Origin of the sequence: Streptomyces sp. NPDC047042, assembly GCF_040644035.1 — a bacterium.
GTDB lineage: Bacteria > Actinomycetota > Actinomycetes > Streptomycetales > Streptomycetaceae > Streptomyces.
Window position 1 is genome coordinate 214,509 of sequence record NZ_JBEYVP010000008.1, and the last position, 19,949, is coordinate 234,457.

Here is a 19,949-nt window from a genome sequence, read left to right on the forward strand (position 1 = left end):
AGGAGCGATCCCCCGATAGGGTCGGTCACCGTGGCGAACAAGAACATTCCCGACTCCGGCTTCCCCGACGACGACGGCGGCGCCGACCCCGGGCTGAGCGCCGCGCTGGCGGCCTGGGCCGAGGACCGCACCGCCGTCGGACCGGTGCTGGCGGCCCTCAAGGGAGCCCGACTGCTCGTCCCCGTCGTCGCCGTGCTCGGCGAGGTCGAGGAGGACGCGAACGGTCTGCGCCACGAGAAGACCAGCGACATGGCCGTACCCACGCTCAAGGCCGGCGACCGGACCGCCCTGCCCGCCTTCACGTCCACCGACTCGCTCGCCCGCTGGGACCCCGCCGCCCGCCCCGTCGCCGTACCCCTGCACCAGGCCATCCAGGCGGCCGTGCACGAGAAGGCGGACACGATCGTCCTCGACCTGGCCGGACCCGTGCCGTACGAGCTGACCGGCCCGGCGCTGCGCGCGCTCGCCGAGGGGCGGACGACCGCCGATCCGCTCGCCGACCCCGCAGTGGTCGACGCCGTACGGGCCGTCGTGGCCGCCGAGCCCGCCGTGGTCCGCGCCCACCTGGGCCCGGGGCGGGCCGACGGCACCCTCGCGCTCGTACTGGACCCGGCCGCGCCCCCCGCCGAGGCCGCCCGCGCGGTCGCCGAGAGCCTGGCCGCCGACGAAACGCTGAGGGCCCGCCTGGTGCGCGGCCTCGACCTGGCACTCCTGCCGGCCGAGGCGACGCCCCCCGGCGAGCCCCTCTACGTACGTTCCCGACCGGCTTCCTAGCCGTAGACCGGGCCCGTGTACTTCTCGCCCGGGCCCTGACCCGGGTCGTCCGGGACCAGGGACGCCTCGCGGAAGGCGAGCTGGAGCGACTTCAGGCCGTCGCGCAGGGGGGCCGCGTGGAAGGAGCTGATCTCCGTCGTGCTCGCGTCGAGCAGCCCGGCGAGGGCGTGCACCAGCTTGCGGGCCTCGTCCAGGTCCTTGTACTTGTCGCCCTCGTCGGTCAGACCGAGTTTCACTGCGGCGGCGCTCATCAGGTTCACCGCGACCGTCACGATCACCTCGACCGCCGGAACCTCGGCGATGTCGCGGGTCATGGCGTCGAAGTCGGCACCCGGGGAAGCGTTCTCGGAACTCTGGGCAGGGGTCTCACTCATGACCCACACGATAGGCCCCGGCGGTACGGCACCCTTGTGCGGGCGCCCGGTACCCGCCGGTTAGCACCACCTCCTACTTGGTGCTAACCTTTTGTAACGACCGGCTGGACACTTGCGTGCCCGGCCCACAAGTGGAGGCTCCGATCTCCCACCCGACCGCCCTCACGGACGGCGGGTCACTCCGGTCAGGCGGCCACCATCGTTCCGTACGGACGATGGAGTCGCCCGATGTGCGCCCCGCGGTTGACCGCGGCGGTGCTCCGGTATTCCTTTGGAGCCCCGCCTGTGTCCCGTCGGGGCATTTTTCATGAGCCCCGGTAGTTGGTCCCATTGTCATCAGAGACATACGCGACGGTCCGCCAGACCGCCGTGTGGTGCTACCGAGGAGGATCCATCAGCACCGAGCCCCGCATCAACGACCGGATTCGCGTTCCCGAAGTGCGACTTGTCGGTCCCAGCGGCGAGCAGGTCGGGATTGTTCCGCTTGCCAAGGCCCTGGAGCTTGCGCAGGAGTACGACCTCGACCTGGTCGAGGTGGCGGCGAGCGCGCGCCCGCCGGTCTGCAAGCTCATGGACTACGGGAAGTTCAAGTACGAGTCGGCCATGAAGGCCCGTGAGGCGCGCAAGAACCAGGCGCACACGGTCATCAAGGAAATGAAGCTCCGGCCGAAGATCGACCCGCACGACTACGACACCAAAAAGGGTCACGTCGTCCGGTTCCTCAAGCAGGGCGACAAGGTCAAGATCACGATCATGTTCCGTGGTCGCGAGCAGTCCCGGCCCGAGCTGGGCTACCGACTGCTGCAGCGGCTCGCCTCGGACGTCGAGGACCTCGGGTTCATCGAGTCGAACCCGAAGCAGGACGGCCGAAACATGATCATGGTTCTCGGTCCGCACAAGAAGAAGACCGAGGCGATGGCCGAGGCCCGTGAGGCCCAGGCGGCCCGCAAGGCGGAAGCGAAGGCCAACCCGGGCAAGTCGCAGAACGCCGCGGAGACCGACGGAGGAGCCGACGAGAACATCGTCGACGACGCCGGCATCGCCGAGGAGAGCGCCGAGGCTTCGGCCGAGGCATCCGCCGAGGTCTGATCCCGGGGCTCACGCCCTGGGATGGCAACCCATACACATGACGTTCCACCGTGCCCGGTTTCACGACCGGGCACCGGAACGCCACTGACGAGGAGAGAACGGCGCTATGCCGAAGAACAAGTCGCACAGCGGTGCCAGCAAGCGCTTCAAGATCACCGGCTCCGGCAAGGTGCTCCGCGAGCGCGCCGGCAAGCGCCACCTGCTCGAGCACAAGTCGTCCCGCGTGACGCGTCGCCTCACCGGCACCGCCGAGATGGCCCCGGGCGACACCGCGAAGATCAAGAAGCTTCTCGGTAAGTGACGTACCGGCGCCCGAGCGCCGTACGTACATCTGAAGACCGGGACCCCATCGAAATCGGGCCGTGTGACGACGACCACGGCCCCGCTGCAAGGAGTTAAAAGTGGCACGCGTCAAGCGGGCGGTAAACGCCCACAAGAAGCGCCGGGCGATCCTCGAAGCCGCCTCCGGCTACCGCGGTCAGCGTTCGCGCCTGTACCGCAAGGCCAAGGAGCAGGTCACCCACTCGCTGGTCTACAACTACAACGACCGCAAGAAGCGCAAGGGCGACTTCCGTCGGCTGTGGATCCAGCGCATCAACGCCGCTGCCCGCGCCAACGGCATCACGTACAACCGCTTCATCCAGGGCCTGAACGCGGCGAACATCGAGGTCGACCGCAAGATCCTGGCCGAGCTGGCCGTCAACGACGCGGGTGCGTTCGCCGCGCTCGTCGAGGTCGCGCAGAAGGCGCTGCCGGCGGATGTCAACGCGCCCAAGGCGGCGTGACGCTCGCGCTGGCTTGAGCGGCTTGTGAAGTGATCCCGGGCCCACAGGTGTTCGCCGCCTGTGGGTTCGGGCGTTTTTTGGGTGCGTTGTCGGGTGCGGGCACGGTGGGGGCTGGTCGCGCAGTTCCCCGCGCCCCTGAAAGCAAAGACACCGGCCCTGCGGGCCGAAAAGCACGAGGCGCAGCCTCTGCTTTTCAGGGGCGCGGGGAACTGCGCGAGAAACCCCCACCGGACCCGCACCCGACAACGAAACCGAACCCTGGAAAAGGTAGCCCCATGCCCGCCGCCCCCGAGTTGATCTCACCGCGTTCGCCCCGCGTGTCCGCCGCGCGGCGGCTCGCCCGGCGGAACTTCCGGGGGAAGGAACGGCTGTTCCTCGCCGAAGGGCCGCAGGCCGTGCGGGAGGCGGCCGGGCACGCGGACACCCTGGTCGAGCTGTTCGCCACCCTCGACGCCGCGGAGCGCTACGCCGACATCGTCGGCGAGGCCCGCGCCGCCGGAGCCCGTGTGCACCTCGCCGACGAGGACGTCATCGCCGACATCTCCACCACCGTCACCCCGCAGGGCCTCGTCGGGATCTGCCGGTTCCTCGACACCCCGTTCGAGGACATCCTCAAGGCGCGGCCCCGGCTCGTCGCCGTCCTCGCCAACGTGCGCGACCCCGGCAACGCCGGCACCGTCCTGCGGTGCGCGGACGCCGCCGGCGCCGAGGCCGTCGTCCTCACCGACGCCTCCGTGGACCTGTACAACCCGAAGGCCGTACGCGCCTCCGTGGGCTCCCTGTTCCATCTGCCCGTGGCGGTCGGTGTGCCCGTCGAGGACGCCGTGGCAGGGCTCAGGGACGCCGGCGTACGGATTCTCGCCGCCGACGGCGCGGGCACCGACGACCTCGACGACGAGCTGGACAACGGGACCATGGGCGGGCCCACCGCCTGGGTGTTCGGGAACGAGGCCTGGGGGCTCCCGGAGGAGACCCGTGCGCTCGCCGACGCCGTGGTGCGCGTTCCTATCCACGGAAAGGCCGAGAGCCTGAACCTGGCGACCGCCGCCGCCGTATGTCTCTACGCGTCCGCCCGTGCACAGCGCGCCTCCGGAGGGTGCCGTTCCGTCACCCAGAGCTAGTAGGGTGACGTAACTCGGGGGCCCACTGCGCCAGTACGAGAGGTGGGGTACGGCGATGACTGTCGGCACGAGCGGAACACTGGGGGCATGGGAATTGCGGAGCGACCCCGCCTCCCCGCACGGTGATCCCGCCGGGCCCGGAGCCGGATTCCGGGCCGGGTTCGGAGCCGAGCTGGGCATCGACCCCGACGACCTGCCGGACGGGCTCGTCGTCGCCGACGAGCACGGCCGGGTCATCTGCTTCAACGCCGCCGCCCAGCGCATCACCACCGTCCCCGCCGCCGACGCCCTCGGCCTGCGGCTCGAACGGGCCCTTCCGTTAGAAGACCTCGAAGGGCGCCGCTGGTGGCAGCTGACCGACCCGTACGGCGGGCTCGCCATCAGGAACGGCCAGCCCGAGCGGAACCTGCTGCTGCCCGGCGGGCGCGAGGTGCTCGTCTCGGCGCGCTATCTCCGTACGCGTCCCACCGGACCGGTCCGCCGTGTCGTCGTCTCCCTGCGTGACACCGAGGCCCGGCGGCGCACCGAGCGCAGCCACGCCGAGCTGATCGCCACCGTCGCCCACGAACTGCGCTCGCCGCTCACCTCCGTCAAGGGCTTCACCGCGACCCTGCTCGCGAAATGGGAACGCTTCACCGACGACCAGAAGAAACTGATGCTGTCGACCGTCGACGCCGACGCCAACCGCGTCACCCGGCTCATTGCCGAACTGCTCGACATCTCGCGCATCGACTCCGGCCGCCTCGAGGTGCGCCGCCAGCCCGTGGACATGGGCGCCGCCGTCGGCCGGCACATCCAGGCGTACGTCGCCGCAGGCCAGCCCGCCGACCGGTTCCTGCTGCGGATAGCGCAGCCGCTGCCCGCGCTGTGGGCGGACCCGGACAAGGTCGACCAGGTGCTCAGCAACCTCCTGGAAAATGCCGTGCGCCACGGCGAGGGAACCGTCACCATCGACGTCACGGCCGCGCTGTCCCCGCGAGAGGGGGACGCCGACCAGAACACGGCCACGTCGGTCACCGTGAGCGACGAGGGGCCCGGCATCCCGGAGGAGTCCATGAACCGCGTCTTCACCCGCTTCTGGCGGGGCAGCAAGCGCGGCGGCACCGGTCTCGGGCTGTACATCGTCAAGGGCATCGTCGAGGCCCACGGCGGCTCCATCACGGTCGGCCGGGCCCCCGGCGGCGGCGCCGAGTTCCGATTTACGTTGCCCGTGAGCACCCCGGCGTATCTGCAGTAACGCCGCCGAGGCCCCACGGGCGCGTTCGAACACCTCACCCCCGTTAGACTCGGCCTTTGGCACCTTTGCGTCCCTCTCTGTGGACCATTCGTCTCCGAGCCGTAGACGGGGACCATCCGCCAGCCAACCGGAAGCACGGGAAGAGATGTCGGCACCGAATAAGTCGTACGACCCTGTAGAGGTCGAGGCCTTGAAACCGGAAGAGATCGAGCGCATGCGGGACGAGGCGCTCGCCGCCTTCGCCGCCGCGGACTCCCTCGACGCGCTTCAGGAGGCCAAGGTCGCCCACACCGGCGGCACCTCGCCGCTGGCCCTCGCCAACCGCGAGATCGGCGCGCTGCCCCCGCAGGCCAAGGCCGCCGCGGGCAAGCTCGTCGGCCAGGCCAGGGGCGCCGTCAGCAAGGCGCTCGCCGCCCGCCAGACCGAACTGGAGGCGGACCGCGACGCCCGTGTGCTGGTCGAGGAGGCGGTGGACGTCACCCTGCCGTACGACCGCGTACAGGCCGGCGCCCGCCACCCGCTGACCACGTTCATGGAGCGCGTCGCGGACGTCTTCGTCTCCATGGGCTACGAGGTCGCCGAGGGCCCCGAGGTCGAGGCGGAGTGGTTCAACTTCGACGCCCTCAACTTCACCCCGGACCACCCGGCCCGGCAGATGCAGGACACCTTCTTCGTCGAGGGCCCCAAGGGCACGGTCGGCGACGAGTCCGGTGTCGTGCTGCGGACGCACACCTCGCCCGTGCAGGCCCGCTCCATGCTCGACCGCGAGCCGCCGGTCTACATCGTGTGCCCCGGCCGCGTGTACCGCACGGACGAGCTGGACGCCACGCACACCCCCGTCTTCCACCAGATCGAGCTCCTCGCCATCGACGAGGGCCTGACCATGGCCGACCTCAAGGGCACCATGGACCACATGGTCCAGTCGCTCTTCGGCCCGGGCACGAAGACGCGGCTGCGGCCCAACTACTTCCCCTTCACCGAGCCGTCCGCCGAGATGGACATGCTCTGCTACGTCTGCAAGGGCACGTCCGTCGGCAACCCCGACCGGCCCTGCCGGACCTGCTCCAGCGAGGGCTGGATCGAGCTGGGCGGCTGCGGCATGGTCAACCCGCGCGTGCTCGTCGCGTGCGGTGTCGACCCCGAGAAGTACAGCGGATTCGCCTTCGGGTTCGGCATCGAGCGGATGCTGATGTTCCGCCACAACGTCGAAGACATGCGAGACATGGTTGAGGGCGACGTCCGGTTCACCCGGCCGTTCGGGATGGAGATCTGATGCGGGTCCCGCTTTCTTGGCTGCGGGAGTACGTCGACCTGCCGGCGACTCAGACCGGCCGCGACGTCCAGGAGAAGCTCATCACGGTCGGCCTCGAGGTCGAGACCGTCGAGCAGATCGGCGCCGGCCTCAAGGGCCCCCTGGTCGTCGGCCAGGTGCTGACCATCGAGGAGCTGGAGGGCTTCAAGAAGCCGATCCGCTTCTGCACGGTCGACGTCGGCACCGCCAACGGCACCGGTGAGCCCCAGGAGATCGTCTGCGGCGCCCGTAACTTCGCCGTCGGGGACAAGGTCGTCGTGGTCCTCCCCGGCGCCGTCCTGCCCGGCGACTTCGCGATCGCCGCACGCAAGACGTACGGCCACACCTCCCACGGCATGATCTGCTCCGGCGACGAGCTGGGCATGGGCGACGACGGCAGCGGCGGCATCATCGTCCTGTCGCCGGAGCACGAGGTCGGCACCGACGCCATCGAGCTGCTCCAGCTCGTCGACGAGGTCCTCGACATCGCCGTGACCCCGGACCGCGGGTACGCCCTGTCCCTGCGCGGCATCGCCCGTGAGACCGCCATCGCCTACGGTCTGCCGCTGCGCGACCCGGCCCTGCTCGACGTACCGGCGCCGAACGCGTACGGCTACCCGGTCGAGGTCTCCGACCCGTTCGCCTGCACCCGCTTCACCGCGCGCACGGTGACCGGGCTCGACCCGGACGCGCAGTCCCCGATCTGGCTCAGGCGCCGCCTCCAGAAGGCGGGCATGCGCCCGATCTCGCTCGCCGTCGACGTCACCAACTACGTGATGCTGGAGCTGGGCCAGCCCCTGCACGCCTACGACCGCTCCCGCGTCCAGGGCGCGATCGGTGTGCGCCGGGCCGAACCGGGTGAGAAGCTCACCACCCTCGACGGTGTCACGCGCACGCTGGACCCCGAGGACCTGCTGATCGTCGACGACCGGGGTGCCATCGGCCTCGCGGGCGTCATGGGCGGCGCCAACACCGAGATCGACGACGCCGACGGCACCACCACCGAGGTCGTCATCGAGGCCGCCCACTTCGACGCGATCACCATCGCGCGCACGGCCCGCCGTCACAAGCTGGCCTCCGAGGCGTCCAAGCGCTTCGAGCGCGGTGTCGACCCGCTGGCCGCGTCGGCCGCCGCCCAGCGCACGGTCGACCTGCTGGTCCTCCTCGCCGGCGGCACCGCCGACGCGGGCGTCACCGAGGTCATCTCACCGTCCGCGCCGCGCACGATCTCCATCCCGGCCAACCACCCGGACAAGGTCGCGGGCGTCCACTACGGCCGCGAGACCGTCGTACGCCGTCTCCAGGAGGTCGGCTGCGACGTGTACGGGCAGGACGAGCTGATCGTCACCGTCCCGTCCTGGCGCCCGGACCTGACGGACCCGAACGACCTCGCCGAAGAGGTCATCCGGCTTGAGGGCTACGAGAACCTGCCCTCCACCCTGCCGAAGCCCCCGGCGGGCCGCGGCCTGACCGACCGGCAGCGCCTGCACCGCCGCGTCGGCCGGGCGCTGGCGGGCGCGGGCTATGTCGAGGCGCTGAACTACCCGTTCATCGGGGAGCACGTCTTCGACCAGCTCGGCCTGGCCGCCGACGACCCGAAGCGCAAGGTCGTCAAGCTGGCCAACCCGCTCTCCGACGAGGAGCCCGCCCTCCGTACGACGCTGCTGCCGGGCCTGCTCGGCGCGCTGCGCCGCAACGACGGGCGGGGCAGCCACGACCTGGCCCTGTTCGAGACGGGGCTGGTCTTCCACCCGCAGGACGAGCTGCTGGTCGCCGGGCGTCTCCCGGTCGACCGGCGTCCCACCGACGAGGAGATCGCGTCCCTCACGGCCGCGCTCCCCGTCCAGCCCCGGCACGCCGCCGTCGTCCTCGCGGGCGCCCGCGAGCAGGCCGGCTGGTGGGGCAAGGGCCGCCCGGCCGACTGGGCCGATGCGATCGAGGCGGCACGGAGCCTGGCGGAGGAGTCGGGTACCGAACTCCTCGTCCGTGCGGGCCAGTACGGGCCCTGGCACCCCGGGCGCTGCGCCGAGCTGGCCGTCGTGCTCGACAGTACGGAGACGGTCATCGGGTACGCCGGTGAGCTGCACCCCCGCGTGCTGAAGGCGCTGGGTCTGCCCGCGCGCACCTGTGCGATGGAGCTGAACCTGGACGAGCTGGAGGCGGCGAGTTCGGGTGTGCCCGAGGGGCCGAAGATCTCCACATTCCCGGTCGCCACGCAGGATGTCGCCCTGGTCGTCGCGCGCGAGGTGCCGCACGCGGCTGTCGAGGCGGCGCTGCGGGAAGGGGCGGGGGAGCTGCTGGAGTCGCTTCGGCTGTTCGACGTGTACGAGAGCGGGGAGCAGTTGGGGGAGGGGCGGAAGTCTCTTGCCTATGCGCTGCGGTTCCGGGCTGCTGATCGGACGTTGACCGTTGAGGAGGCGTCGGCTGCGAGGGACTCGGCGGTTGCGCTTGCCGGGGAGCGTACGGGAGCGGTGTTGCGCAGTTAGCGCCGTTGGGGGCGGGGGCTGTTTCTGGCTGCGGGTTCGTTGTGGCTGGTCGCGCAGTTCCCCGCGCCCCTGGGGGGTGGGGGGCGTTGCCCCCGCACCCCCCCAGGCCCCCCAGCGGTCACTTCACTCCTTCGGGTGAGAAGTTCGGGCGATCTGGTCCTTCGGGGCATCTGGTCGACAGAATCGGACCGGCCTTTTGGGGCCGGTCCGATTCTGTTGTCAGGGCCTGACTGGGGGACCATCGGCATGATCCGAATCAGGTGCGGGTCCTCGCGGCGGATGCTCTCGCTTGCGCTGCCCACCGTGTGGGGGGCCACGGCGATCACGTACAAGCTCGTCTGCCCGTTCGCCCAGCAGGACGGGCTGGGGGCTCGGATCGTCACCAGCGCCGTCTTCTTCGCCGTCGGGACCGGGCTCGTCCTGCACGTCCGCCGGACGTTCATGCGCGAGTTGCGGATCGCCCGGAAGGTCGCCGGGGCGGCGCAGAGCGTGCTGCTGCGTCCGCTGCCGCAGCGCATCGACGGGCTGCGGGTCGCCGCCGCCCAACTGTCCGCCGACCGGGGTGCCGTGGTCGGCGGGGACCTGTACGAGGTCATCGCCACCGAGCACGGTGTACGGGTCGTGATGGGCGACGTACGCGGACACGGCATCGCCGCCATCGGGACCGTCGCCGCCGTACTCGGCAGCTTCCGCGAGGCCGTGCACGACGAGGCTGAACTCGGCAGCGTACTGAGGAAGTTGGAGCGCGCGCTGGACCGGCATTTGAGCGAGGAGTCACACAGTCAGGCCGGCGAGGAGTTCGTCACCGTACTGCTCCTGGAGATCGGCGGGGACGGTGAGATGCGGGCCTTCAACTGCGGTCACCCGGCGCCGTATCTGCTCAGCGGCGGCCGGGCCGACGTACTCACGGTCGACGAACCCCTGCCTCCACTGGGGCCGTTCCCGTTGCCGGCCGAGCTCTCCGCCGAAGACTGCGGCCAACTGCTCCCCGGTGATGCCCTGTTGCTGCACACGGACGGGGTCGAGGACGCCCGCGACGCTCATGGCCGGTTCTTTCCCCTCCCGGCGGTGCTGGCGGAGGCCGTCCGCACTCAACCCGTCTCGCCGCAGGCGGTGTTGGGGGCTGTCTTCTCTCGCCTGTTGCGTCATACGGGCGGCTCTCCGGCCGACGACGTCGCGGTACTCGTACTGAGAAACGACCGCGGCCACCTCCCGAGACAGCAAGAGGAACTCCCGATCGCCCATCAGGTCACGTGAGCCGCACGCCTTCGCGGGAGCCAGGCCGCCGTACTTACGAGGGGGAGCCGGCGGCCCGGCGGCCTCTTGCGAGGCATTTCAGTCAATCGGACGGACACTCTCCGCGACAGCGCGCGCACGCTATGAATTCGGGCACTTCGATCACACCCCGTGTGAAGCCGGACACACTACGCTGACGGGCGCGGTAGGCGCACCGCCGGCACCGAGCCACCGGAGGGCATCCATGCAGCCCAACACCCTGCTCGACGCGATCCTCGACGAGGCGGGCATCTCGCACGCGGGACTCGCCGCCCATGTGAACCAGGCGGGCCGGGCCCGTGGCCTCGCCCTGCGGTACGAACACACCGCCGTGGCACGGTGGTTGAAGGGGCAGCGCCCCCGTGGCCAGGTGCCCGACCTGATCTGCGAGGTGCTCGCCGCCCGTCTGCACCGCCCGGTCAGGCTGGACGACATCGGGCTCGGCGTGCCCGGCGACACCGCCGGCCCGCTCGGCTCGGCCGGTACCTCGCTGTCCGGGTTCGTGGAGCGGGCGACCGCCCTGTGGCGCTCCGACGAACAGCAGCGCCCGCACCTCCTCGGCGCCCCCGCCGTCACCGGCACGCCCGCCGTGATGCCGGTGTGGGAGTGGGAGAACCCGCCCGAGGACGTCGATGTGTCGCGCGGCGGCAGACACCGGGTCAGCATGGCCGACATCGAGATGCTCCGCTCGGCCCGCGCGCACTACGAGCAGATGTACCGCAAGGCCGGCGGTGTCGCGACCCGCGCCCGGATCGTCGGCTTCCTGAACGCCGAGACCGCGCCCCTGCTGCGCGGCAGCTACACCGACGCCACCGGCCGCCAACTGCACCGGGCCACCGGCGGGTTGGTGGCGATCGCCGGCATCTGCGCGTACGACTCCGACGCCCACGGTCTCGCCCAGCGCTACTTCCATCAGGCGCTGCGGCTGGCGAAGGCCAGCGGGGACCGGGGCCTCGGGGCGTACGTCATCGGACTGCTGGTCAACCAGGCGCTGTTCATGCGGGAGTTCAGGCAGGCCGTCGCCTTCGCGGAGGCCGCGCTGCGTGCCGCGGGCAAGCACATCACGCCGGCGCTCGCCTCCGACCTCTACGCGATGCAGGCCAAGGCGTACGCGCATCTGGGCGACGGCAGCAGCGCGCTGTCCTGCATCCGGCGGGCCGAGCAGGCCGCCGATCGCATCCGGCGCGGTTACGAGCCCGACGAAACGGGCTATGTCCAGCCCGGGCTGGTCAACGTCCAGGTGGCGGAGGCGTTGCTGAGCCTCGGTGATCTGGCGGCGGCGGGGGAGCACGCGACGGCCGCGGTGGATACCCCGGCGCACGACCGGGGCCGGGTGCACCGGCTCGCCATGCTCAGCCAGATCGAGCTGCGCCGGGGCAACGCCGACAAGGCCGTGGCCACCGCCGTGCAGATGGCCGAGCAGGCGCGGGGAATGGAGTCCCAGCGGCTGCGGGACAGACTCCGGGCGGTGCGGGAACACCTGGTGCGCAACGGCTGCGCGGGCACGGCCGAGGCGGCCGAGATGATCGACGGGGCACTGCGCGTACCGCTCTAGACACCCTTGGGGCGACACCTTTGGCGCGCCGGTTCCCGGGTAACCGTGCGTCGGGGCGGATTCTGTGTACCTGCTGTCAGCACGCTCCTGCTGCCATATTGCCATCTACTCGGCGGAAGGTGGCAGAACCGTGCAGTGGACGAAACAGAACGAACAAACTGTGTATGAAAACCGCTGGTTCAGGGTCAATCTCGCGGATGTCGAACTGCCGGACGGACGGCACCTCGACCACTTCCTGATACGGCTGAGGCCGGTCGCCGTGGCGACCGTGGTGAACGAGGCCAACGAGGTGCTCCTGCTCTGGCGGCACAGGTTCATCACCGACAGCTGGGGGTGGGAACTCGCGGCCGGGGTGGTGGAGGACGGCGAGGACATCGTCCTCGCGGCCGCCAGGGAACTGGAGGAGGAGACGGGCTGGCGGCCGGGACCGTTACGGCATCTGCTGAGCGTCGAGCCGTCCAACGGGCTCACCGACGCCCGGCACCACATCTACTGGGCCGAGGAGGGCGAGTACATCGGGCACCCCGTGGACGACTTCGAGTCGGACCGACGGGAGTGGATCCCCCTCAAGCTCGTCCCCGACATGGTCGCCCGCGGGGAGGTCCCGGCCGCCAACATGGCGGCCGCGCTCATGCTGTTGCACCATCTCAGACTCGGCGAGGACGCCTAGGGTGCCGAGGGCGCTGGGTGCGCCCGGGGCTTCGCTCAGCGTCCGAGGGCCTGCCAGACCGTCACGACCAGTGCTCCGAGGGCCGTGAGGGCCGCGACGGCCGGCAGCGGCCATCGACCGTGTTCGAGGTGGACGACGCGGGTGCTCAGGTCGTCGAGTTCCTTGTCCGTCTCCTTCGTACGATGACTGAGCAGGGCCAGCCCTCCCTCGACGCGCGCGTACGCGACATCGAGGCGGCGGCGTAACTCTGCGAGTTCTCCATGGGCTCCGGGATGCTCCGGGTCGGCGGTCACTTGTCCGCTCCTTTCCGTAGTCGTCACATCCCTTGTCTGCGCGGTGAAGAGTCAACTCGCCTGGTGGGCAGTCGGGGAGAGTGTGCGAACGGCATATGCGTGTCCGGCGCGCACACGGTGTGTGAATGCGGCGGGCCCGGCACTCCGAAGAGTGCCGGGCCCACGAAGATCCCAGCATGACGCTGGGTGATGTTCACGCGTAGGTATAGAAGCCCGAGCCCGACTTCCGGCCCAGCCGGCCCGCGTCGACCATGCGCTGGAGCAGCGGGGGAGCGGCGTACAGCGGCTCCTTGTACTCCTCGTACATGCTGAACGCGACCGAGGCGACCGTGTCCAGGCCGATCAGGTCGGACAGCTTCAGCGGGCCCATGGGGTGTGCGCAGCCCATCTCCATGCCGTTGTCGATGTCCTCGCGGCTGGCCATGCCCGACTCGAACATCCGGATCGCGGAGAGCAGGTACGGGATCAGCAGGGCGTTCACCACGAACCCCGAGCGGTCCTGGGCGCGGATCGCGTGCTTGCCGAGGGCCTTCTCGGCGAACAGCTGGGCGCGGGCGAGGGTGCCCTCGGAGGTGGTGAGCGCCGGGATCAGCTCGACGAGGTTCTGCACCGGGGCCGGGTTGAAGAAATGTATGCCCACGACCTGGTCGGGCCGGGAGGTGGCAACCGCCAGCTTCACCAGGGGAATCGAGGAGGTGTTGGAGGCGAGGATCGCGTCGGGGCGGGTCACCACCTGGTCGAGCACCTGGAAGATCTCCGTCTTCACCTGCTCGTTCTCCACGACGGCCTCGATCACCAGATCGCGGTCCGCGAACTCGCCGAGGTCGGTGGTGAAGCTGAGCCGCGCCAGCGTCTCGTCCCGCTCCTCCTCGGTGATCTTGCCGCGCTCGGCCGCCTTCGAGAGGGAGTTGAACAGCCGGGTACGGCCGAACTCCAGGGCTTCGCCGGTGGTCTCGGCGACCTTCACGTCCAGCCCGGAGCGGGCGCACACCTCGGCGATGCCCGCTCCCATCTGGCCGCAGCCCACAACTCCGACGCGTGAGATCTCTCCCACTGGGCTGTCCGTCACATCGTCCCTTTCACAGATACTCTTCGCGGGCCGTCCGGCCTGCGCGGGCCCGCGGTCGTCCGGGGTCTTCCGTCCGTCCGGTGCCTGCGCCAAACCTGCACGTTACCTTCGGCGGCCCTTGCCCGATTGTCCGGGCCTCACATGGGAGTGTGGCCCGGGACGGGTGAGGACGGTCTGTGACTTGTCCGACACAGCACTTATCGGAGGTACGGGAATGAGTGGGAAGGCGCGGCACGCGCGCATGTCACGGCGGGCGTTCGCGGTGACCGCCCTGTCGACGCTCGTGGCGGGCGGGGCGGTGGCGGGAGCGGCCCTGGCCGGTGCGCAACCGAGCCGGTCCGACGGGTCCGACGGATCGAACGGCAAGGGCAGGCGGGCGACCCGTGAGCTGCGGGGCATGTGGCTGGCGACGGTCACCAACCGGGACTGGCCGTCCAAGCCGGGGCTGAGCGCGAGCCAGCAGCGCGCCGAGCTGATCGCCCACCTCGACACGGCGGTGAGCCGCGGCCTCAACGCCGTGTTCTTCCAGGTCCGCCCGACCGCCGACGCCCTGTGGCCCTCACCGTACGAGCCCTGGTCGCAGGTCCTCACCGGAACCCAGGGCAAGGACCCCGGCTGGGACCCGCTGGGCACGGCGGTCACCGAGGCGCACGCGCGCGGTCTCGAGCTGCACGCCTGGTTCAACCCGTACCGCGTCGCCAACAACACCGACCCCGGCAAGCTGATCGCCTCCCACCCGGCGCGCAGGCATCCCGACTGGGTGGTGCCGTACGGCGGCAAGCTGTACTACAACCCCGGTCTGCCGGAGGTCCGCCGCTTCGTCCAGGACGCGATGCTCGACGCGGTGCGCAAGTACGAGATCGACGGCGTCCACTGGGACGACTACTTCTACCCGTACCCGGTCGCCGGCCAGACCTTCGACGACGACGCCGAGTACGCCGAGTACGGCGGTGCCTTCCCCGACCGGGCCTCGTGGCGGCGCGACAACATCGACAAGCTGGTACTCGAGACCTCCGCCCGCATCAAGGCCGTACGGCCCGGCGTCGACTTCGGGATCAGCCCCTTCGGCGTGTGGCGCAACGCGGCGACCGACCCGGCCGGCTCGGACACGCGGGCGGGTGTGCAGACGTACGACGACCTGTACGCGGACACCAGGAAATGGGTGCGGCAGAACTGGATCGACTACATCTGCCCGCAGATCTACTGGAACATCGGCTTCGCCGCGGCCGACTACGCCAAGCTGCTGCCCTGGTGGGCGGAGGTCGCCAAGGGCACGGGCACCAAGCTGTACGTCGGTGAGGCGCTCTACAAGGCGGGCGACCCGGCGCAGCCCGCGGCCTGGCAGGACCCGGCCGAGCTGTCCCGGCACCTGACCCTCGCCCACAGCTATCCCGAGGCGCGCGGGCACATCTTCTTCTCCGCGAAGGAGGTGGGCACCGACAAGATCGGGGCCATGGCACGGGTGGTCGCCGACCACTACCAGCAGCCGGCGATGCCACCGCGCTGATGCCCAGCGGGAACCGAGCTGTACCTCAGAGGTCGTGAACCTAGCTTGCTAGCGGTCCGAGTCCTTGTGGCGGACCTGGCAGTCGGGGCCGGGGGACATCACTGCCTCGTGCCCGTCCGGGAAACGGACGCGGTACGGGGGAGTGCCCTCCTGGCCCATGACCTCGACGACTTCCGTGACCTGGTCGTGCTGGCCGACCACCCTGCCGTGCTGGACAAGCTGGTCGCCCACGGTTGCGCGCATCTGCGGGCCTCCTCTCAGCCGCGTGCCCGCTGGGTGACGGCGATACAGACGAGCACGGCCGCCGCCGTCAGCGGGGCGGCCGGCGTCAGCTGCTCGCCCAGCAGCAGGACCGACCACACCAGTGTGAGCAGGGGCTGCGCCAACTGCAACTGGCTGGCCTTCGGAATGCCGATCGCCGCCATGCCCCGGTACCAGACGACCAGGCCGAGGAACTGCGACCCCACCGCCACCCACAGCAGCCCGGCCACACTGTGCGCGGTGAACCGGACCGGCTCGTACGCCAGGGACAGCGCGGCGGCGGACGCGGTGAGCGGCAGGCACAGCACCAGCGCCCAGCCGATGACCTGCCACCCCGGCATGACCCGGGCCAGCCGGCCGCCCTCGGTATAGCCGGCCGCGCACACCAGCAGGGCGCCGAAGAGATACGCGTCCGCGCTGGTCAGGGCGCCGCCACTCTGCTGGACGGTGAACGCGACAACCGCCGCCGCGCCCACCAGGGCAGCCGCCCAGAAGGTGCGCGAGGGACGGGTGCCCATGCGCAGCGCCGAGAAGAGGGCCGTCGTCAGCGGCAGCAGGCCGACCACGACGGCGGCATGCGCGGTGGTCGACGTCCGCAGGGCGAGCGTCGTGAGGAGCGGGAAGCCGACGACGACCCCGGCGGCGACGACCGCGAGCCCCGCCCAGTGGCGGCGCGCGGGCGGCTGTACGCGCAGCGCCAGCAGACAGCCACCCGCGACGACCGCCGCCAGGACCGACCGCACGGCCACCAGCGACCACGGGCCGAAGCCCTCCAGCCCCCAGGCGGTCGCCGGGAAGGTGAGCGAGAAGGCGGTGACGCCGAGAGCAGCCTGAAGGGTCCCGGCGCGGCGGGCGGGGGACTTCACGGACTTCACCGACTGCGCGTGCGGCGGGCTCGGGGCTGCTGTGCGCCCGCTGACCGCTATCGGAGTCGGTGCGGTAGCGCTATCGTGTGCTCTCATGCAAGAGCGTAGCAGTGTCGGTGAACTGGCGAATCAGCTGCGACAGGAGCTCAACCGCTACTCTCCAGGCGGAAAGCTACCGTCGAGCCGGGTGCTGGTGGAACGCTTCCGGGTGAGCCCGGTGACCGTCTCCCGGGCGCTCGCTCAACTGGCTGCCGAGGGCCTGGTCGTGACCCGGCCGGGGGCCGGCGCGTACCGCGCGGAGGCCCGTCCCGCGACCGCCCCCGCCGGGGACACCTCCTGGCAGGAGGTCGCCCTGAGCGCGGACGGCGCCGCCGACCTCGTACCGCGCACGGTGGACGCGGCCGGTGTCGTCGTCTCGCTGGCCGCGCCACCGCCCGGCGTGATCGAGTTCAACGGCGGCTATCTGCACCCCTCCCTCCAGCCCGAGCGGGCGATGGCGGCGGCCCTGTCGCGGGCCGGACGCCGTCCCGGAGCGTGGGGACGGCCGCCGCTGGACGGGCTGCCGGAGCTGCGCGAGTGGTTCGCGCGAGGTATCGGCGGTGCCGTCACGGCGGCCGAGGTGCTGATCACGGCGGGCGGCCAGGCGGCCCTGACGACAGCCCTGCGCGCCCTCGCCCCGCCCGGTGCCCCGGTGCTGGTCGAGTCGCCCACCTACCCCGGGATGCTGGCCATCGCCCGCGCGGCCGGCCTGCGCCCGGTGCCGGTCCCGGTGGACGCGGACGGCGTACGCCCGCCGCTGCTCGCCGACGCGTTCCGGGCGACCGGCGCCCGGGTGTTCGTCTGCCAGCCCCTGTTCCAGAACCCGACCGGGGCCGTGCTCGCGCCCGAGCGGCGCGCCGAGGTCCTGCGGATCGCCCGCGAGGCCGGCGCCTTCGTGATCGAGGACGACTTCGTACGGCGGCTGGTGCACGAGGACGCGGCCCCGCTGCCGCGCCCGCTCGCCGCGGAGGACCCGGACGGGGTGGTCGTCCACGTCGGCTCGCTCACCAAGGCGACCTCTCCGAGCTTCCGGGTGAGCGCGCTCGCGGCCCGGGGGCCCGTCCTGGAACGGCTGCGCGCCATCCAGATCGTCGACACCTTCTTCGTCCCGCGCCCGTTGCAGGAAGCGGCCCTTGAGCTCGTCGGCTCACCGGCCTGGCCCCGTCATCTCCGCGCTGTGTCCGCCGAGTTGAGGATCCGCCGGGACGCCATGACGGCCGCGCTGCTGAGCGGCCTGCCCGAGCTGTCCCTGCCCCACATCCCCTCCGGCGGCTACCACCTGTGGCTGCGCCTGCCCGACGGCACGGACGACACGGCTCTCGTCGCGGCGGCCCTGCGCGCGGGCGTCGCGATCACCCCCGGCCGCCCCTACTTCAGCGCCGAACCCCCGGCGGCGCACGTGCGGCTGAGCTTCGCGGCGGTCACGGGGACGGGAGAGATCGGGGAAGGGGTACGGAGGCTGCGTACGGCCTGTGACGAGGTGTTCCGTGATGGGCGGACCACGGGAAAACCGTTCGACAGCGCCCGCCCCGACCTGTGAACCTCCCGCCATGAACGACGACATACCCGCCTTCCCCGAGGGCTACGAATGCTCCACCGACCCCGCCCGGATCGATGTCGAGCGGGTGCACCGCTGGCTGTCGAGCGACGCCTACTGGGCGCTGGGCCGGCCCCGGGAGAAGTTCGAGGACGTCATCGCGCACTCGCTCAACTTCGGGGTGTACGACGTGACTTCGGGGGAGCAGGTGGCGTACGCGCGGGTGGTGACCGACCACGGGTTGTTCGCTTGGCTGTGCGATGTGTACGTCGACCGGTCGGTACGGGGTACCGGGGTCGGCACGGCGATGGTGCGCGAGGTGCGCGATCACCTCGGGGCACTCGGGGTGCGCCGCATCCTGCTCGCCACGAGCGACGCGCACGGCGTCTACGAGAAGATCGGTTTCCGGCCGCTCGCCAAACCCGAGCAGTGGATGGCGCTCTACTTCGAGTGAAGCCCCTGTGGAGCCGGCGTAAAGCCCGTGTGACGGTCGTCGGCGACTCGTGCGGAGGTCGGCGCACACCCTCGATAACTCCTGAGTAACGCCACTTGACCTGCGCACTTTCCCGGCACACCATCGCCGCATGCAACTTCGGGTCACCTTCGTCGCCGCCGCGCGCAGCTCCCCGCTGCTCGCCGAGCGCTTCGACGACGACCGGCCGCTGGACCAGGCCGGCTGGGACGAGGTGCAGCGCGCCGCCCAGGACCTGGTGCCGCTGGCGGCGGCCGAGCTGCGCTACTGCTCGCCGACGCCCCGCAGCCGGGCCACCGGGGACGCGCTCGGCTACGGGCCGCTCGTCCAACTGGCCCTGCGCGACTGCGACATGGGCCGCTGGCGCGGGCTCACCCTCGGCGAGGCGATGGCCCGGGAGCCCGAGTCCGTGGACGCGTGGCTCGCCGATCCGCGCGCCACGCCCCACGGCGGCGAGTCGCTGCTGGACTTCATCGCGCGGGTCGGCGGCTGGCTCGACACCCGGCCCGTCGACGACGGTGGCCGGATCGTCGCGGTCGCCGAGCCCTCGGTCGTCAGGGCGGCCCTCGTCTACGCCCTGAAGGCACCGCCCTCGACCTACTGGAACCTCGACGTCCGCCCGTTGTCCACGACCGTCGTCACGGGCCGCAAGGGCCGCTGGAACCTGCGCTTCGAGGGCGTGTTCCCGCAGTCGGTGCGCGGCTAGGCCGACGGCTGGACCGTCGTGCCGCGCACGTAGTCGGTGGTGAGGACGAGGTCCTTGGCCGGGCCCGCCACCCGCCACACCGTCCGCCAGTGGTCCTCGTCCAGGACCGTGAACTCGCCGCGGTAGAGATCGGCCGCGCAGGGGTGGTCGGTGACCCAGCGGCCCGAGGTCAGGTCCAGGTCGTGGAAGGGGCGGCCGTCCGCGAAACGCACGTCCGCAGTGCCCGGGGTGGCGCCCGGGAGGAAGCGGAGCGTCCGCTCGGCGGGGCGGGCGACGCCCTGCCATACGAACGTGCCCGACTCGTGGTGCAGCAGACCCCGTGAAACTCCCTCGTACAGCGGGCTGAACGTCGTGGTGCCGGTGAAAGTCCCCTCGTCCCTGCCTGCGAGATCCCGTACCGACCGCTCCAGCCGCCAGCTCCCCGCCAAATACAGCAGGACATCCGCTACTGGCCGGAACTCGTCCACGCCGCCCTCCGCTCGAAACCTTCGAGTTGTCGCACGCCCCATTGACGCACTCCAGTCACATACCTATCTTGCCGT

At 71.0% G+C, this 19,949-nt stretch carries 21 protein-coding genes; 15 read left to right on the top strand and 6 right to left on the bottom strand.

The features are described from left to right. The first annotated feature begins 30 nt into the window (after nucleotides 1-30). The gene (locus tag ABZ855_RS11500; RefSeq protein ID WP_360804670.1) at nucleotides 31-774 is read left to right on the top strand and encodes an SseB family protein; all 744 of its coding nucleotides are present in this window, start codon (nucleotides 31-33) and stop codon (nucleotides 772-774) included. On the opposite strand, the gene ABZ855_RS11505 is transcribed toward ABZ855_RS11500, so the two are convergent. Continuing rightward, a complete protein-coding gene (locus ABZ855_RS11505; protein WP_360804673.1) occupies nucleotides 771-1,148 on the bottom strand; it encodes a DUF1844 domain-containing protein in 378 nt (125 codons plus the stop codon). The two genes, ABZ855_RS11500 and ABZ855_RS11505, sit on opposite strands and share 4 nt — an antisense overlap. A 369-nt stretch (nucleotides 1,149-1,517) precedes the next feature. Between ABZ855_RS11505 and infC the strand changes: the two genes are divergently transcribed. From infC to ABZ855_RS11555, 10 genes are all read left to right on the top strand, one after another. Next, nucleotides 1,518-2,237: a translation initiation factor IF-3 gene (gene infC, locus ABZ855_RS11510; protein WP_360804913.1), complete on the top strand. Its 720-nt coding sequence runs from the start codon at nucleotides 1,518-1,520 to the stop codon at nucleotides 2,235-2,237. 106 nt (nucleotides 2,238-2,343) lie between these two features. Next, nucleotides 2,344-2,538, top strand: a complete 195-nt coding sequence (gene rpmI / locus ABZ855_RS11515; protein ID WP_055528302.1) for a 50S ribosomal protein L35 — start codon at nucleotides 2,344-2,346, stop codon at nucleotides 2,536-2,538. A 100-nt stretch (nucleotides 2,539-2,638) separates the two neighbouring features. Next, nucleotides 2,639-3,022: a 50S ribosomal protein L20 gene (gene rplT, locus ABZ855_RS11520; protein ID WP_105974242.1), complete on the top strand. Its 384-nt coding sequence runs from the start codon at nucleotides 2,639-2,641 to the stop codon at nucleotides 3,020-3,022. Nucleotides 3,023-3,297: 275 nt separating this feature from the next. Beyond that, complete coding sequence (locus ABZ855_RS11525; RefSeq protein WP_360804677.1) at nucleotides 3,298-4,143, top strand: RNA methyltransferase; 846 nt, start codon at nucleotides 3,298-3,300, stop codon at nucleotides 4,141-4,143. 55 nt (nucleotides 4,144-4,198) lie between these two features. After that, nucleotides 4,199-5,380, top strand: coding sequence for an ATP-binding protein (locus tag ABZ855_RS11530; RefSeq protein WP_360804680.1), 1,182 nt, complete (start codon nucleotides 4,199-4,201; stop codon nucleotides 5,378-5,380). Between the two features lie 145 nt (nucleotides 5,381-5,525). After that, the gene (gene pheS / locus ABZ855_RS11535) at nucleotides 5,526-6,653 is read left to right on the top strand and encodes a phenylalanine--tRNA ligase subunit alpha (protein WP_360804683.1); all 1,128 of its coding nucleotides are present in this window, start codon (nucleotides 5,526-5,528) and stop codon (nucleotides 6,651-6,653) included. Further along, nucleotides 6,653-9,157 (top strand): phenylalanine--tRNA ligase subunit beta, encoded by a 2,505-nt coding sequence (pheT, locus tag ABZ855_RS11540; protein WP_360804686.1) that lies wholly within the window; start codon nucleotides 6,653-6,655, stop codon nucleotides 9,155-9,157. The genes pheS and pheT overlap by 1 nt, the downstream gene beginning before the upstream one ends. 246 nt (nucleotides 9,158-9,403) lie before the next feature. Beyond that, a complete protein-coding gene (locus tag ABZ855_RS11545; protein WP_360804689.1) occupies nucleotides 9,404-10,414 on the top strand; it encodes a PP2C family protein-serine/threonine phosphatase in 1,011 nt (336 codons plus the stop codon). A gap of 223 nt (nucleotides 10,415-10,637) precedes the next feature. Continuing rightward, entirely contained in the window at nucleotides 10,638-11,987 is a 1,350-nt protein-coding gene (locus tag ABZ855_RS11550) for a transcriptional regulator (RefSeq protein WP_360804692.1), read from the top strand. Nucleotides 11,988-12,117: 130 nt separating this feature from the next. Further along, nucleotides 12,118-12,657, top strand: coding sequence for an NUDIX hydrolase (locus ABZ855_RS11555; protein WP_360804695.1), 540 nt, complete (start codon nucleotides 12,118-12,120; stop codon nucleotides 12,655-12,657). 35 nt (nucleotides 12,658-12,692) lie between these two features. Here the strand turns inward: ABZ855_RS11555 and ABZ855_RS11560 are convergent, their stop codons facing one another. Then, complete coding sequence (locus ABZ855_RS11560; protein ID WP_319207891.1) at nucleotides 12,693-12,950, bottom strand: hypothetical protein; 258 nt, start codon at nucleotides 12,948-12,950, stop codon at nucleotides 12,693-12,695. A 193-nt stretch (nucleotides 12,951-13,143) separates the two neighbouring features. Continuing rightward, nucleotides 13,144-14,019, bottom strand: coding sequence for a 3-hydroxybutyryl-CoA dehydrogenase (locus ABZ855_RS11565; protein ID WP_360804698.1), 876 nt, complete (start codon nucleotides 14,017-14,019; stop codon nucleotides 13,144-13,146). Nucleotides 14,020-14,233: 214 nt separating this feature from the next. On the opposite strand from ABZ855_RS11565, the gene ABZ855_RS11570 reads away from it, so the two are divergent. Continuing rightward, nucleotides 14,234-15,526, top strand: coding sequence for a family 10 glycosylhydrolase (locus tag ABZ855_RS11570; RefSeq protein WP_360804701.1), 1,293 nt, complete (start codon nucleotides 14,234-14,236; stop codon nucleotides 15,524-15,526). Between the two features lie 48 nt (nucleotides 15,527-15,574). Here the strand turns inward: ABZ855_RS11570 and ABZ855_RS11575 are convergent, their stop codons facing one another. After that, nucleotides 15,575-15,769 (bottom strand): DUF1918 domain-containing protein, encoded by a 195-nt coding sequence (locus ABZ855_RS11575; RefSeq protein ID WP_319208052.1) that lies wholly within the window; start codon nucleotides 15,767-15,769, stop codon nucleotides 15,575-15,577. A gap of 14 nt (nucleotides 15,770-15,783) precedes the next feature. After that, the gene (locus ABZ855_RS11580; RefSeq protein ID WP_360804705.1) at nucleotides 15,784-16,749 is read right to left on the bottom strand and encodes a DMT family transporter; all 966 of its coding nucleotides are present in this window, start codon (nucleotides 16,747-16,749) and stop codon (nucleotides 15,784-15,786) included. Between ABZ855_RS11580 and ABZ855_RS11585 the strand changes: the two genes are divergently transcribed. The 3 genes from ABZ855_RS11585 (at nucleotide 16,748) to ABZ855_RS11595 (ending at nucleotide 19,407) form a co-directional block, all read left to right on the top strand. Next, on the top strand, nucleotides 16,748-18,232 hold the full coding sequence (locus ABZ855_RS11585) for a PLP-dependent aminotransferase family protein (RefSeq protein ID WP_360804708.1): 1,485 nt from the start codon (nucleotides 16,748-16,750) through the stop codon (nucleotides 18,230-18,232). The genes ABZ855_RS11580 and ABZ855_RS11585 overlap by 2 nt on opposite strands. 10 nt (nucleotides 18,233-18,242) lie before the next feature. Continuing rightward, nucleotides 18,243-18,683 carry a GNAT family N-acetyltransferase gene (locus tag ABZ855_RS11590; RefSeq protein WP_360804711.1) on the top strand — a complete coding sequence of 147 codons (441 nt, stop codon included), beginning with the start codon at nucleotides 18,243-18,245 and terminating at the stop codon, nucleotides 18,681-18,683. 130 nt (nucleotides 18,684-18,813) lie between these two features. Further along, nucleotides 18,814-19,407, top strand: coding sequence for a histidine phosphatase family protein (locus tag ABZ855_RS11595; protein WP_360804714.1), 594 nt, complete (start codon nucleotides 18,814-18,816; stop codon nucleotides 19,405-19,407). Here ABZ855_RS11595 and ABZ855_RS11600 read toward each other — a convergent pair. Continuing rightward, nucleotides 19,404-19,874, bottom strand: a complete 471-nt coding sequence (locus tag ABZ855_RS11600; protein WP_360804717.1) for a DUF6314 family protein — start codon at nucleotides 19,872-19,874, stop codon at nucleotides 19,404-19,406. The two genes, ABZ855_RS11595 and ABZ855_RS11600, sit on opposite strands and share 4 nt — an antisense overlap. Nucleotides 19,875-19,949: the final 75 nt, after the last annotated feature.

Coding starts and splice junctions, on each gene's coding strand:
- ABZ855_RS11550 (WP_360804692.1), top strand. CDS start 10,638: ATGCAGCCCAACACCCTGCTCGACGCGATCCTCGACGAGGCGGGCATC.
- ABZ855_RS11580 (WP_360804705.1), bottom strand. CDS start 16,749: ATGAGAGCACACGATAGCGCTACCGCACCGACTCCGATAGCGGTCAGC.
- ABZ855_RS11595 (WP_360804714.1), top strand. CDS start 18,814: ATGCAACTTCGGGTCACCTTCGTCGCCGCCGCGCGCAGCTCCCCGCTG.
- ABZ855_RS11570 (WP_360804701.1), top strand. CDS start 14,234: ATGAGTGGGAAGGCGCGGCACGCGCGCATGTCACGGCGGGCGTTCGCG.
- ABZ855_RS11585 (WP_360804708.1), top strand. CDS start 16,748: ATGCAAGAGCGTAGCAGTGTCGGTGAACTGGCGAATCAGCTGCGACAG.
- ABZ855_RS11545 (WP_360804689.1), top strand. CDS start 9,404: ATGATCCGAATCAGGTGCGGGTCCTCGCGGCGGATGCTCTCGCTTGCG.
- ABZ855_RS11530 (WP_360804680.1), top strand. CDS start 4,199: ATGACTGTCGGCACGAGCGGAACACTGGGGGCATGGGAATTGCGGAGC.
- pheT (WP_360804686.1), top strand. CDS start 6,653: ATGCGGGTCCCGCTTTCTTGGCTGCGGGAGTACGTCGACCTGCCGGCG.
- ABZ855_RS11575 (WP_319208052.1), bottom strand. CDS start 15,769: ATGCGCGCAACCGTGGGCGACCAGCTTGTCCAGCACGGCAGGGTGGTC.
- ABZ855_RS11525 (WP_360804677.1), top strand. CDS start 3,298: ATGCCCGCCGCCCCCGAGTTGATCTCACCGCGTTCGCCCCGCGTGTCC.
- ABZ855_RS11590 (WP_360804711.1), top strand. CDS start 18,243: ATGAACGACGACATACCCGCCTTCCCCGAGGGCTACGAATGCTCCACC.
- pheS (WP_360804683.1), top strand. CDS start 5,526: ATGTCGGCACCGAATAAGTCGTACGACCCTGTAGAGGTCGAGGCCTTG.
- ABZ855_RS11505 (WP_360804673.1), bottom strand. CDS start 1,148: ATGAGTGAGACCCCTGCCCAGAGTTCCGAGAACGCTTCCCCGGGTGCC.
- rpmI (WP_055528302.1), top strand. CDS start 2,344: ATGCCGAAGAACAAGTCGCACAGCGGTGCCAGCAAGCGCTTCAAGATC.